A 13655-nucleotide genomic window follows, 5' to 3' on the forward strand; every position below is an offset into this window, starting at 1 on the left:
AGTTTAGGGCGCGAGGTCGAACACCAGCAGCTCCGCCTGCTCGCCTTGCTCGATCTTCACCGATGCTTGCTCGCTCATCTGCAAAGCGTCGCCCGCCTTCAGCTGCTGCCCATTGACTGTGGCGCTGCCGCGCACAAGGTGCACATAGGCCAGGCGGCCCGCAGCGAGCGGCAGGTCGGCCGATTCCGCGCCATCGAACAGGCCGGCATAGAGCCGCGCGTCGGCATGGATGGCCACGGCGCCCTCGGCTGCATCACCCGAGGCCACGAGAGCCAGGCGGCCGCGCTTGTCGGCCTCGCTGTAGTGGCGCTGCTCGTAGCCGGGCTTCACACCCAGCTGGTTCGGCTGAATCCAGATTTGCAGGAAATGCGTGTTCTGCCCCTTGGCATTGTTGAATTCGCTGTGCATCACCCCGGTGCCGGCACTCATGCGCTGGACATCACCGGGCTTGATGACCCCGGCATGGGCACCACCGGCCTGGCCGTTGCCCATCGAGTCCTTGTGGGCCAGTTCGCCATCCAGCACATAGCTGATGATTTCCATGTCGCGGTGGCCGTGCGTGCCGAAGCCCGTGCCCGGGGCGATGCGGTCTTCATTGATCACGCGCAGCGGACCGAAGCCCATGCGGCGCGGGTTGTAGTACTCGGCGAACGAGAAGCTGTGGAAGGACTTGAGCCAGCCATGGTCGGCATGGCCGCGGTCGCAGGACTTGATCAGTTCCATCATGGTGTTGCTCTCCTTGTGTCGATGAAGGCAACTGTAGGACTGGGGCGATGTCTTGAGGCCTGGTGCAGCTTGAAGCCATCGTTCAAATAAGATGAAGGGCATGAGACCCCCACGCTCCCTTCGTTCGCTGCCCCCCAAGAGGGCGCCTCAGCGCCTACGGGCGGCCGGGCGGCGCTGAGATGGCCCAAACCGACAAACGCAATGTCCTGACGCCCGAAGCGCTGGCGATGATGGACAGCATTGCCCGCACCGGCAGCTTTGCAGCGGCCGCGCGCGAGATGGGCAAGGTGCCGTCAGCCCTGACCTACAGCGTGCGCCAGCTGGAAGACGCGCTGGACGTGCTTCTTTTCGACCGCCGCTCCCGCCAGGCCCAGCTCACCGCCGCCGGCCAGGAGCTGCTCAACGAGGGCCGGCGCCTCTTGCAGGAGATCGATGCCGTGGCCAACCGCGTGCGCCGCGTGGCCACCGGCTGGGAAACCGAGCTGACGATTGCCATCGACGACGCGCTGGCGCGGCGCGCGCTTTTCGACCTTTTCGAGGCCTTCTATCAGCTGGACGCCGGCGACGGCAGCAAGGGCCCGCCCACGCGGCTCAAGCTGCGCACCGAGGTGCTTTCGGGCACCTGGGAAGCACTGGTCTCGGGCCAGGCCGATCTCGCCATCGGCACCCCGCCGCAGTTGCCAGGCAGTGCGGTCCATTGCGAAGCGCTGGGTGAGCTGGAGCTGGTGTTCTGCGTGGCGCCCCATCATCCGCTCGCGCCGCTTGAAGAGCCGCTCAGCGCCACCACGCTGGTCGGGCACCGCGTGATTGCGGTGGCCGACACGGCGCGGCAACTGACACCGATCACTGCCGGCATCGTGCCCGGTCAGGACGTGCTGACCGTGCCCTCGATGGCCGTCAAGCTCGAATGCCTCTTGCGCGGCCTCGGTTGCGGCGGCATTCCGGCCAGCATGGCGCGCCGGCACATCGAGGCCGGCCGCCTGATCCAGAAGAACACCTACCAGGGCCGGCGCATGGCCGTGCTGCACTACGCCTGGCGAGACAGCGGCGGCCAGCAACCCGGCAAGGCACTGGCCTGGTGGCTGGACAAGCTCAAGAGCCCGGCCACGCGCCATGCCCTGCTGGAGCAGCACGAGGGCCTGATTCTTTGATGGGCGGCGACACCCGTCCCTACCTTGGCCGCTTCGCGCCCTCTCCCACCGGGCCGCTGCATGCCGGCTCGCTGGTGGCGGCGCTGGCCAGCTGGCTCGACGCGCGAGCCCACGGCGGCCGCTGGCTGGTCCGCATCGAGGACGTGGACGGCCCGCGTTGCGTGGCCGGCGCTGACCGGACGATTCTTCAACAGCTTGCTGTCTGCGGCCTGCTGAGCGACGAGGAGCCGGTCTGGCAATCGCAGCGCGGCGAGATCTATCAGCAGGCGCTGAATCGCCTGCAGGCCATGGGCCTGGCCTATGGCTGCGCCTGCACCCGCGCCGACATCGCCCGTGCCTGGGAAGCCGCCGGCCAGAGCCAGCAGCGGCATGGCGAGCTGGTCTATCCCGGCACCTGCCGCGCCGGCCTGCAGGGCCGGCAGCCACGCGCCTGGCGTTTGCTGACGCAAGGCAGCGGCATCATCGAATGGACGGATCGCCGCCTGGGCCGGCAACGGCAGGATCTGGAGCGCGAGGTCGGCGATTTCGTTCTCAAGCGCGCCGACGGCCTCTGGGCCTACCAGCTGGCCGTGGTGGTGGATGACGCCCTGCAAGGCATCACGGACATCGTTCGCGGTGAAGACCTCGCCGACAACACGCCGCGCCAGATCTGGCTGCAGCGCCAGCTGGGCCTGCCGCTGCCGCGCTACCTGCACACGCCACTGGTGCTGGGCGAAAACGGCGAGAAGCTGTCCAAGCAGAATGGTGCAAAGGCGCTTGATCTTTCCGACCCGCTGGCTGCCCTGCGCCAGGCCGCTTGCGCACTCGGCCTGCACGCGGACGCCAGGCACTTGCCGGACTGGCTGGCAGCGGCGGTGCAAGCCTGGCGTGGCATGATGCCGGCCAGCTGAATTTTCCTGAAGAGAAAGACCCACCATGAACACCACCCCAAGCGGCCTGCAGTTTGAAGACACGACCGAAGGCACGGGCGCCGTCGCCAAGTCCGGCCAGGACGTCACCGTCCACTACACCGGCTGGCTCTACAAGGACGGCGAAAAGGGTGCCAAGTTCGACTCCAGCAAGGACCGCAACGACCCCTTCCAGTTCGAGCTCGATGGCGGCATGGTCATCGCCGGCTGGGACGAAGGCGTGCAGGGCATGAAGATCGGCGGCAAGCGCACGCTGATCATCCCGCCGCAACTGGGCTATGGCGCCCGTGGCGCTGGCGGCGTGATCCCGCCGAACGCGACGCTGCTGTTCGAAGTGGAGCTGCTGGGCCTGGCCGGCGGCGATGAAGAAATCTCGCTGGACCTGAAGACCACCGAGAGCGGCCTGCAGTATCAGGACACCGTGGAAGGATCGGGCGACGAAGCCCGCGCCGGCCAGCGCGTCACGGTGCACTACACCGGCTGGCTCTACAAGAACGGTACCCGCGGCAAGAAGTTCGACTCCAGCAAGGACCGTCGCGACCCCTTCCGCTTCCGCTTGGCCGGCGGTGAAGTGATCAAGGGCTGGGACGAAGGCGTGCAGGGCATGAAGATCGGCGGCACGCGCATGCTGGTGATTCCCTCGGAGCTGGGCTACGGCGCCCGCGGCGCCGGCGGCGTGATCCCGCCGAACGCCACGCTGCTGTTCGAAGTGGAACTTCTGGCGGTTTGATAGCCGGGCAACAACATCAAGGGGCCGCGAGGCCCCTTTTTTGTGCGCCACGGCCGGCCGCCAGCATTAGCATCGACGCATGACCATGCTCGATCTCGACCACCTGCTGCACTACTGGAACGCCACGCAATGGGCCGCCAATGTGCTGATGCTGATGCATCTGATGGGCGCCATGCTGCTGGGCTTGATCCTCGGCTACGAGCGGGCGTACCACGGTCGAGCGGCGGGCATGCGCACCTATGCGCTGGTGTGCATGGCCTCCTGCGCGGTGACCATCCTCGTGGGCTATCCCGATCAGTGGTTCGGTGGCCATATGGCCGGCGGCGGCGCGCCGCCGATGCTGGACCCGACGCGCGTGATCCAGGGCGTGGTCACCGGCATCGGCTTTCTCTGTGCCGGCGTGATCATGCGCGAGGGCATGAACATATCGGGCCTCACCACCGCCGCCTCGATGTGGGCCGCCTCGGCCATCGGCATCGTGCTGGGCATGGGCTTCTATTTCGCGGCCATCGCGCTGACCTTGTTGTGCGCCAGCCTGATGATGTGGGGCGCCAAGCTCGAAGCCAAGCTGCCTTCGCACCCGGCCATCTCGGTGCTGATACGCGGCGCTCCGGGGCGAAAGTTCGAGCAGCGCGAGCTGTCATCCTTCAGCGATGGCATCGGCTACCGCTTCGCGCCAGGTTCGCTGTCCATTGAGAAGAAAGGCGACTGCGAGGAATGGCGCTTTGTCTGCACCGCCAAACGCAACTTCCGCGGCGAGACACTGATCCGCTTTTCCAGTCGCCTGAACGACCTGCCTGGTGTTGCCGAGTACCGGGTGACCCACGCCCGAAATTGATGCTGTTCAGCGGCGTAGGCGGGCTGCTACCGCACGTAGCAGCCGTTCGCTTCGCGCTTGCAGAGGTCGGGCGGCAGGCACAGGCTGGCCCCGCCACCGGGCTCAGGGTGCGCGGGTTGGCCTCTCGGCCAACTCCCCTCGGTGCTCGCATCACGGGCCGGCGGCGCGCAACTCGCTGCGCTCACCTTCGGCTCGCTCCGCTCAGACAGGGCGCGCCAAGTCAGTTGTTGAAGCGTGCTGCGCACGCCCGGCCCGTGCTGCTGCGCTCTCGGCCGCGCACAAATCGCCCGGCAGCGGGGCCAGCCTGTGCCGGCGAGGGGTCGTGGCCTGCGAGCAAACACCCCCACGCGGCGCTGCGTTGCACGGTGACCCGGGCAGCTGCGCGGTGAATGCAAGGGGCCGAGCAGCACAGCGGCTCGGGGCAGCACGCGCAGCGTGCCTCAACGACTGACTTGGCACGCCCTGTCTGAGCGCAACGAACGAAGTGAGAGAAGCGAGTTGCGTGCCGCCCCGAGTTGCGAGCAGCGCAGGGAAGTCGGCCTGCAAGGCCGGCCCCCTTGCCTGAACCGTGCGGCTGCCCGGGTTGCCGTGCAACGCTCTCCCGAAGTGGCTTCGCGAGTGGCTGCAACGTGCCGTCAAGAGACCTCCACCCTTGAGCAAGTACAAAGAAAAAGGCCGACCTCGAAAGGTCGGCCTCGTCATCTGGTGCAGGTGCAGCTTCAGTCGCCCGTTGGCCAGCAGGTTTGCTCGTCCATGCCCGTCCTGATGATCACCGGGCTCGCACCCGCAGAACTGTTGTCGGCCATCTTCGGGTCGAGCACCTTGCCGGCATAGTCGGCCAGGGCCGCCAGGTGGGCGCGCTGCACGCGGTCGCCCGCGGCACCGGCCTTGGCGGCCAGCAGGCCGCGCAGTTCGCCCAGCTCGGAGCGAACCAGGGCCTTGCTGTCGTCGCCTGCCGAAGAACCAGCCGCATTGACGCGCTCGCCCAGGAGCTCCAGATAGACGCGCTGCAGATTGCGGCGCGCCGGCTGGATCTTGGCGCCGCTGCTCAGCTCGGTGAACACGCCGGCACGCAGGTCGGCCAGCAGCTCATCGGTGCGGTAGGCCTTGTCGCCGCCGGCGGCTTCCTGGTTCTGCATGCGAGCCATGCGCGAACGGTCCAGCAGGCCGCGCAAGACATTGCGCTGGCTGTTCAGCAGCATGGTGCCCGGGGCAGACGGGCGCAGACGCTCGGTGATCAAAGGGTCCAGGATCCAGGTCGGCGTGGCGAGCAATTGCTCGGACAGGAACTTCACGGCGCGGACCTGCTTGTCCTTGGGGGTGGGCGTGAAGATGGCACCTGGCTGGTCGCCATGCTTGTTCTGCGTGCTGTAGCTGCCGACCACGGCCACCACATGGCCCAGCTCACGGTTCCACTGGCCCCAGGTGGCGCCGTACAGCTCTTCCAGCGCCTTGTCTTCGCGGGCGTCCTTCAGCGTCATGCCGGGCAGCATCTTGACGATGCGCTTGAGGTTCTTGGTGCCCAGCGTGGTGGCCGTCACCGCGTCGGCGTCACCCACCGCCTCGGTGTTCTCGCCCAGGTCGCCTTCGCCCTTGGGCGTGCTGAAACGCAGCCAGGGCTTGCTGTCCTGTTCACGCACCATGGCGTTGAGCACAGTGCGCTCCGCCTCAGGCGTCTTGGCGCCCGGCACCGGCATATAGCCCCACTTGGTGGCGAAGATGTCGTAGGGGCCGATCTTGGGGATCAGCAGCGCCGGATCGACCTTGTCTTCCGGCTGCACCAGGTAGTTGAAGCGGCTGTAGTCCATCAGCGTGGCGACATGGCTCATCTCCTTCAGCCACTTCGGATCGCGCAGCTTCTCGACCGGGTACAGCGAGCTCGACTTCATGTTGTGCGGGAAGCCCAGCGAATGGCCCACTTCGTGCGTCACCACATAGGCCACCAGGTCGCCCATCAGGTCGTCGGGCAGCGGCAGCTTCTGGGCGCGCGGATCGACGGCGCCGACCTGGGTCACGTACCAATCACGCTGCAGCTGCATGATGTTGTGATACATGACGATGTTGGCGTTCAGGATCTCGCCGGTGCGCGGATCGCTGAGGTGCGGACCATAGGCATTGGCCACCGGCGACGGCACCCAGCGAATGATGCTGTAGCGAACGTCGGCCGGATCGAACTCGGGGTCCTCTTCCTTGGTCGGGAAGGGGCGCGCCTGGATCGCATTCTTGAAGCCGGCGGCCTCGAACGCGACGTTCCATTGCTCGACGCCCTTCTTCACGTAGGGCACGATGTTGGCCGGCGTGGCGCTGTCGATGTACCAGACCACGGGCTTGACCGGCTCGCTGACCGCGGCCGTCGGGTCCTTCTTTTCGAGCCGCCAGCGGGTGATCAGGCGCTCGCGCTTGCTTTCATGCTCGTCGCTGCCGTAGTCGACGCGCGAGATGTTGAAGAAGCCGACGCGGTCGTCCATCAGGCGCGGCATCATCGGCTGCTCGGGCAGCTTGACGATGTTGTAGGCCACGTTGACGCTGCCGCTGCGTGCTGGCGGCGCAGGCTGCGGCGGCATGCCCGGGATCGTGGGCATGTTGAATGCAGGCATCAAGCCATAGGTCTGCACGGCATCCACGCGCAGGCTGCCGGGGAAGGCCTTGGAGCTGTCGACGAAGCTGCGCGAGCTGTCCAGGCCGGTGCCGCGCACAACCTGCCGGGCCGAGAAGTCGCCCACTTCGGTGGTGAACAGCTTGCTCACCTCGATCACCGGCGAGCCGTCCTTGGCGAAGGCTTCGACGGGATAGCTGGCCAGGATGGTGTCACGCTGCGAGCCCTGCACGGCCGGCGCGATGGCGCGGCCGGGGTCGCTCACGTAGGCGTGCGACACCGTCTGGAACAGGACCTTGTTGCCCTTCAGGACGAAGCGCACCACGTCTTCATTGATCTCGCGGCCGATGTGGTCCGTGCCGGTGGGCACGGCCATGGCCGTGGCCACCATCAGCAACTGCTGGTCCAGCATGGCCTTCGGGATCTCGAAATACAGCTTGCTCTTGATCGTGTGGATCTTGAACAGGCCGTCCTGCGTCTTGGCGTCCGCGGTGATGACCTTGTCGTATGGCTTGGGTTCATCGGCACCGGGCGGTGGCGTCATCGCAGCAGCAGGGCCGGACGCGGCAGCACCGGTCGGACGCGCGGCCGGCGCATCCTGGCCGGGCTTGCCCGGCGTTGACGGCGTCGTCGGCGCCGGTGTCTTGGGAGCGGGCGCCTCGGCGGCAGTGGCCGCAACGGCGATCAGGGCCAGCGACAGGAGGCTGGCCAGAGGGGTCATACGAAGGTGCATGGCAATCCCGCGTCTTTCTCGTGGAAGGATGGATGGGTGAAGCGGCTGGCCGCGCCACCTGGGCGGCATTGCGGCGGCGGCAAATGATAGGCGGGGCAAGCCGGCGGCGATCTCGGGATGTGCCCCGGTGTGCCGACCTGACCTCTGGCACTGGATGCCGAGGGTAAAGCCTGACAGCTCAAGCCCCTGCCGCTTGACACTCAGTCGTACACACCCTTCTCCGGCCTTCTCGCCAGCACCGCGATCGGCGGTGCCCAGCGGTCGCCGCGGGTCTTCTTCGAGGTGATGAGCGTGATCTCGCTCGGCTCGAAGACCTCGACGTTGTGCGTGATCGGCGTGGTCAGCAGGTACTGCGCGCGGGTCGAGCGCAGGAAGTGGCCGACCAGCTGGATGTTGCGCACGTCCAGGTGGGCAAACGGTTCGTCGATGAAGACGAAGCCGCCCGGCGTCTCGTCGTCCTTCATCAGGCCCACCAGGAGAATCAGGCTCTTCAGCACCTGCTGGCCGCCCGAGGCTTCGCCGTCGTTCAGGCCGACTTCGCCCTTGCCGTCGAAGTTGAACTTCACATGCAGGCCGGCCTGGGCCAGCACGGTGTCGTCGTTGTCCAGGTGCGGCAATTCGGCTTGAGCATTGACGCCAGCCAGTTCACCGAGCTCCTGCACATTCTTCTTGTAGCGGCGCACGGTGGCACGCAGCACGTCGATGTAGCGCTCGCGAGCGTTGAACGCGGCAATGCGCGCCATCTCGTTGCTGGCGCGGCGATCTTCCAGCTGCGTGGTCTGCTCCAGCACCGAGACGCTCATGCGCGCATGGCGTTCCTGGACCTGCGGGTCGACTTCCCAGGTGCCGTTGTTGAGGCCTGTGTCCAGCTCCTGCTGCACATGGCGCATCGCGATCTCGGCCTGCTTGGCGTTCTCGAATTCATCGCGCAGCGATGCAATGCGGGAGGGCTGCACCCAGCTCGATGGGAAAGCCGCCCTCGCCTCGCGCGATGCCTTGGCTGCAGCGCGCAGCTCATCGCGCCGGCCTTCATGCTCGCGCTGCACGCGCAGCACATTGGCCTCGCTGGCCTTCAGGCCGCCCTGCGCGGCTTCGTAGTCGCGCTCGCTGCGGGTCGATTGCGTCAGCGCACGGTCATGTTCCTGGTCGAGCTGGCCCATGCGTGTTGACGCCTCGACGCGGGCTTGGCGCAGGGCCGGCAGGCGGGCGCGGGCTTCAGCGAAATCAGCACCCCGCTCGGCCAGCTCCTGCGCCGCCTTGTGGCCTTGCGCCGCACGCTGAACGTCCTTGAGCTGACGCTCGACCTCGGCCTGCTCCTTGGCAATGCGGGTCAGCTCGGCGTCATAGCGCGTGAGCTCGCGCTCCAGCGCACCGCGTTGCGAGTCCAGCGCCGAGACGCCGAACTGGTAGTCGCGCGGCTCAACCCAGAGGCTGCGGCCGCCACGGCCGTCGCGGTAATAGGCATCGGGCGTGATCCATTCGCCGCCCGATTTTGTGGATTGCTGGGCGCCGGCTTCCGTGTCCTTCACGCAGCGGATGCTGGCAAGCTGGCGCAGCAACCAGCCCGGCAGTTTGGCATTGACCTTCAAGGCGGCCAGCAAGGAATCCTTGGGAACCTGCGCCGGCACCGTCTCGCCATCGGCCACCACGTAATGGCGGTAACGCTCCTTGGCTGCCAGCGCGAAGGCGCGAGATTCGTCGCTTGAATGCGCGAGCACGACAACCCAGCGCGAGGGCCGCAGCATGCCTTCCGCTGCGGCACGCCAGGCTTCGTCGGCGATGTCGATGCAGTCGGCCAGCACGTGGTGCACGATGCCAGCCTCATCGAGCGCCTTGCGAAAGCGCGTCACTTCCACCGGTGGCGGCGGCAGGCGCTGGCCGGTCAGCGCTTCCATCGCGGCCTGCGCCTTGCGGCTCTGGTCGTTGGCGCGGGTGTAGGCCTCGCGCAGCTGATGCTGCTGACCGCTCAGACTGGCCAGTCGTTCGCCCAGTTCCTTCGCGTCGGTCTCGACGGCGGCCAGCGCCTTCAGTTCCTCCTCGCGCTTGCTCAGCAACTCCAGCGGCCGCTCGGCCTCGCGAGCGGCGTCGAAGTCTGCGCGCGCCTGCTTGCGCTGTGCCTCCAGTTCGACGAGCTTGTGCTTGGCCGCTTCATGCGCGACGAAGAGCGAATGCAGCTCGGCGCGCTTGGCACTCATCTGGCGCTGGTCCTGCGCCGCGAAGAGGCGCTGGCGATGCAGCTCGCGCAGATGGTTGGCGGTGCGCTGGCGGCCTTCGGACCATTGCAGGACCGGCAGCACCTCGGTGGCCAGGCGCTCGCGTTCCTTCAGGCGCAGCTGGTACTGCTGATAGCTGTTGACGCGATTGGCCAGGTCCGACACCTGGGCCTGGGTGTGTGAAAGCTCATGCGCGGCCTGCTCCACTTCCTTCAGCAATTGCTGCTGATGGTTGCGGGCCTGTTCGTAGCGGTCCAGCACTTCCTGGTCGCCGAAAACCTCGAACACCAGGCGCAGGAGTTCCTTGGGGCTCAGCTCGCAGAGCCGGTCGGTCTGGCCCTGCTCAAGCGCCAGCACGCGGCCGATGGCGCGCGTGAGGCCCGCGGCTTCGAGGCGGCGCTTCCAGGCTTCGATGCCCAGCCATTCCTTGTCGGGGCGCTTGGCGAGCTCCTCGATCTCGTGGACGCCTTCGACCAGGATGTATTTGCGCTGCCAGTCGCCGCCGTGGCGCTCGATGCGGCAGGCCAGCGTCACCTGGTCGGCATAGAGCAGCGAGCTGGCAAACGGACGGCTCGAGTTCTGGCGGCCGCGCGGGCGGTTGTCCACCAGGGCGCGCAGCCAGGCGGTGTCGGCATTGGCATGGCGCGCATAGGTGCGGAAGGTGCGGCCGCCCGAGCACTCAAGGCCCAGCAGGGTGCGCATTGCGTCCAGGAGCGTCGTCTTGCCCGAGCCATTGGGCCCGGCGATGGTGATGATGGCGCCGTCCAGCGGCATCGAGACGCGCTGGCAGTAGTCCCAGTGCAGCAGTTCCAGCGATTGCAGGTGAAACATCAGGCCTGGCCCTCGTCTTGTCGTTCTTCTTGTGCGATCACATCTGGCTTGACCACGGCTGCTTCGATCACTTCTTCTTCAATCTCGGGCTCAAGCTCTGGTTCCCTGCGCTTCTCGATCACGGCCTTGGTCTCGGCGCCCGCCACCGCATCGGTGGAGCGACCCAGCACGTCGGCAAGCGCGCCATCGAGGATGCGCGGCGCCAGCGTGTCGTAGTCCATCATCAGGTCCAGCAGCGGGCCTTCGGCGATGTCTTCACCGCGGCGCACGATGAAGCCGTGGCGCTCCAGGAGCTTCAGGTTGGAGTCGATACGCAGCTTCTTGCCCATCTGGTTGCCGAAGTCGGCCAGGAGGCTGCGATAGGAAACACTGGGCGCCACGCTGCTGGCCAGCGGCATCGGCTTGTCGGTGGCGAACATCTCGCCCTGGCCCGCCTCGATGGCGTCGGCCCGCGCAACCTGGCGCTGGCGCTTGGGCAGGATGATCAGTGACCACAGCACCACCAGGAGCGCCACGCCATCGCGCGGCAGGTCGAGGTTGTTGTTGGCCGCAAGGCCGGTCTCGCCGAACACGGCGGACTCGGCGGAGCGCAGCATGGCCACGCTGATGTGGTCGGCATAGAGGTTGTCCACCACGCGCAGGCCCACGGCGGCGAGGCGTTCACCGAGCGCCGCCCAGAGCTCGTCGTCGATCAGCGCGCGCTTGACCAGCGCATGGCTGCGCGGCAGCCAGCGGCGCGCCAGCAGTTGTGCCGCGAGGAGCGCGGCATCGTCTTGCAGTTTTTGGCTCATGGATTCGGGGAGGAAGATTCTTCTTGTTCGGTGGCGGCAGCGGCGGGCGCTGCGGCATCGGTGCTGCGCAGGAGGCCGCGGCTCATCCAGCGCACATAGTCATCGTCGATCTCGCCCTGCTCGACCGACCACAGCACGCGCCACGGCTGGCGCGCCATGTCACCGGTGGCGCCGGCCAGATGCTGGGCTTGAGGGTCACCCAGCAGCGGCAGAAGTTGCGCGCGGTAGGCGGCGCGCGCATAGCTGCCGCCCAGCACGGCCGGGGCCAGGTCTTGCTCGGCATGGCCTTCGCCGCTCCAGCGGTTCAGCAGCTGCTGCATCAAGGCCATTTCGGGTGGCAGGCTCAAGACGGCCAACTGGCCTTCCGGCGCTGCCTGGCCTTGCGGCAGGGCTTCAGGCAGCCTGCCGTCCTGCGGGCGGTCGCGCTCGAATTCGCCTTCGGCCATGTCCAGCAATTCATGCTGCGAAACCAGCACCGGCTGCACCGGCCGCGAGAGCGCACCCAGGGCGACGTTCTCGAGGAAATGAACGCTTTGCAGCCAGCGACGCACGTCCGTCGTCGTGATGCCGGTGGAGCCCAGGGTCACGCGCTGGCGGTCGGCCTGCTGCAAGGCCCGGTTGAACTGGCTGGCCATGGCCAGCAGGCGCGCCTGCGCCAGGCCCAGCTCGCGAGCCAGGCGCTCCAGCCGCGCATTGCCGTCTTCCTGGGCCTGCTCGATGATGGCTTTCAGGGCATCGCCGGCCTTGTCCACCAGCTTGAGCGCACGCTCGAAGCGCTGGCGCGCCCGACGCAGGTGAAACTCCGAGCCGCTGGCGATGGCGTCGGCAAATTCGTCGTACAACCGCGAGAGCTGGGCTTGCAGATGCTGCAGTTGGGCCGGGTCCAGCGTGCCGAGCTGATGGGCGCCGGTGACGCCAGCCAGCAGCGCTGCCAGGTCGCCGTCCTGCTGCGGCGCCCGGGCCAGCGGCGCCAGCAGGCCGACGATGCTCTGCGCCAGCGGCGTGACGCCGTAATGCTGGTTGGAGCCGTCCCAGGCCAGCAGCTCGGCCTCGCGCAGGCGCTTCAAGACCAGCTCGAGCGCCTCGTCGCGCAGCAAATGGAAGTGGCGGTTGAGGGTTTCGCGCGACATGCGCGACTCGGGCAGCGCCATCAGCTCCAGGAACACCCAGACACGCAGGCGCACCAGGGCCGCCGGGCCATGGAACAGGGCCCGCAGCGCGTTCAGCTGGGCTTCGTTGCGCTCCAGCTGCCACCACAGCAGCGCCTCGGTCGGCGCGGATCCCTCACGGAAATAGTCTTCGAAGCGCAGCTCCGTCTCGTCCTGGACAGCGCCCGCCGCACTTGCGGTCTCTTCATGCATGGCAGCGATTATCCCAGGGCGCCACGGTGGGGCCGGCTAGGCGCTTACCATGCCTGCATGGATACCCGTGAGACCGCCCGAGAGACCGCCCTTGCCGCCGAACGCAACAAGCAGCCCATCCTTGACGTGCTGGCGGGCGCATTGCGCCCATTGCCGCCGGGAGGCCTCGTGCTCGAGATCGGCAGCGGCACCGGGCAGCATGTGGCGCACTTCGCCCAGGCCCTGCCCGCCCTCAGGTTCCAGCCCAGCGAGATGGATCTCTCCCGTCATGCTTCCATCGAGGCCTGGACGGCCGCCGGCCAGCTCACGAACGTGTTGCCGCCCCTCGCCATCGACCTCACCCAGCGCCCCTGGCCCCTGTCGGCGGCTGACGCGGTTCTGTGCATCAACGTGATTCACATTTCCCCCTGGGAGGCGACGCTGGCCTTGATGGCGGGCGCCGGCAGCCTCCTGCCCGACGGTGGTGTGCTGGTGACCTACGGCCCCTACCTGCGCGGCGGCGCCCACACCTCGCAAAGCAATGTGGCGTTCGACGCCAGCCTGCGCGCAAGAAACCCGCGCTGGGGCGTGCGCGACATCGATGAGTTGGCCAAGGTCGCCCGCCCTGAAGGCTTGACGCTGGAAGAGATCGTGCCGATGCCGGCCAACAACTTCACGCTGATCTGGCGGAAGTCAGGCGGCGCAGCGCACCAAGCGCCTTGTGGCGCAGCGGCAGGCGTTTCAAGCACAGGCATGTAACTGTCCGATACGCATCGACCGCTGCGTCAACTGCGACTG

10 protein-coding genes and 1 pseudogene are annotated in these 13655 nt (G+C 67.3%); 6 read left to right on the forward strand and 5 right to left on the reverse strand.

Annotation, left to right across the window (positions count from 1 at the left end):
- Positions 1 to 3: 3 nt before the first annotated feature.
- The gene (locus tag V3596_RS00425) at positions 4 to 726 is read right to left on the reverse strand and encodes a pirin family protein (protein ID WP_334275608.1); all 723 of its coding nucleotides are present in this window, start codon (positions 724 to 726) and stop codon (positions 4 to 6) included.
- Between the two features lie 179 nt (positions 727 to 905).
- Here V3596_RS00425 and V3596_RS00430 point away from each other — a divergent pair, with 179 nt between their 5' ends.
- The 5 genes and pseudogenes from V3596_RS00430 to V3596_RS00450 all read left to right on the forward strand — a co-directional run bounded on the left by V3596_RS00430 (position 906) and on the right by V3596_RS00450 (position 4353).
- Positions 906 to 1877 carry a LysR family transcriptional regulator gene (locus V3596_RS00430; protein WP_334275609.1) on the forward strand — a complete coding sequence of 324 codons (972 nt, stop codon included), beginning with the start codon at positions 906 to 908 and terminating at the stop codon, positions 1875 to 1877.
- A complete protein-coding gene (gene gluQRS / locus V3596_RS00435; protein ID WP_334275610.1) occupies positions 1877 to 2767 on the forward strand; it encodes a tRNA glutamyl-Q(34) synthetase GluQRS in 891 nt (296 codons plus the stop codon). Before V3596_RS00430 ends, gluQRS begins: the two co-directional genes overlap by 1 nt.
- 25 nt (positions 2768 to 2792) lie before the next feature.
- Positions 2793 to 3137: pseudogene (locus tag V3596_RS00440) on the forward strand (FKBP-type peptidyl-prolyl cis-trans isomerase); the annotation flags it as partial.
- 30 nt (positions 3138 to 3167) lie between these two features.
- Positions 3168 to 3515, forward strand: a complete 348-nt coding sequence (locus V3596_RS00445; protein WP_395386837.1) for an FKBP-type peptidyl-prolyl cis-trans isomerase — start codon at positions 3168 to 3170, stop codon at positions 3513 to 3515.
- A gap of 79 nt (positions 3516 to 3594) precedes the next feature.
- A complete protein-coding gene (locus tag V3596_RS00450) occupies positions 3595 to 4353 on the forward strand; it encodes an MgtC/SapB family protein (protein WP_334275611.1) in 759 nt (252 codons plus the stop codon).
- A 719-nt stretch (positions 4354 to 5072) separates the two neighbouring features.
- On the opposite strand, the gene V3596_RS00455 is transcribed toward V3596_RS00450, so the two are convergent.
- The 4 genes from V3596_RS00455 to V3596_RS00470 all read right to left on the reverse strand — a co-directional run bounded on the left by V3596_RS00455 (position 5073) and on the right by V3596_RS00470 (position 12878).
- A complete protein-coding gene (locus V3596_RS00455) occupies positions 5073 to 7670 on the reverse strand; it encodes a zinc-dependent metalloprotease (RefSeq protein ID WP_334275612.1) in 2598 nt (865 codons plus the stop codon).
- 212 nt (positions 7671 to 7882) lie between these two features.
- A complete protein-coding gene (locus tag V3596_RS00460) occupies positions 7883 to 10726 on the reverse strand; it encodes an ATP-binding protein (RefSeq protein WP_334275613.1) in 2844 nt (947 codons plus the stop codon).
- Positions 10726 to 11517 carry a DUF4194 domain-containing protein gene (locus V3596_RS00465; RefSeq protein WP_334275614.1) on the reverse strand — a complete coding sequence of 264 codons (792 nt, stop codon included), beginning with the start codon at positions 11515 to 11517 and terminating at the stop codon, positions 10726 to 10728. The genes V3596_RS00460 and V3596_RS00465 overlap by 1 nt, the downstream gene beginning before the upstream one ends.
- A complete protein-coding gene (locus tag V3596_RS00470; protein ID WP_334275615.1) occupies positions 11514 to 12878 on the reverse strand; it encodes a hypothetical protein in 1365 nt (454 codons plus the stop codon). The genes V3596_RS00465 and V3596_RS00470 overlap by 4 nt, the downstream gene beginning before the upstream one ends.
- A 57-nt stretch (positions 12879 to 12935) precedes the next feature.
- Here V3596_RS00470 and V3596_RS00475 point away from each other — a divergent pair, with 57 nt between their 5' ends.
- Positions 12936 to 13616, forward strand: coding sequence for a DUF938 domain-containing protein (locus tag V3596_RS00475; protein ID WP_334275616.1), 681 nt, complete (start codon positions 12936 to 12938; stop codon positions 13614 to 13616).
- Positions 13617 to 13655 lie beyond the last annotated feature (39 nt).

Origin of the sequence: Roseateles microcysteis (assembly GCF_036880965.1) — a bacterium.
Lineage (GTDB): Bacteria > Pseudomonadota > Gammaproteobacteria > Burkholderiales > Burkholderiaceae_C > JAUASW01.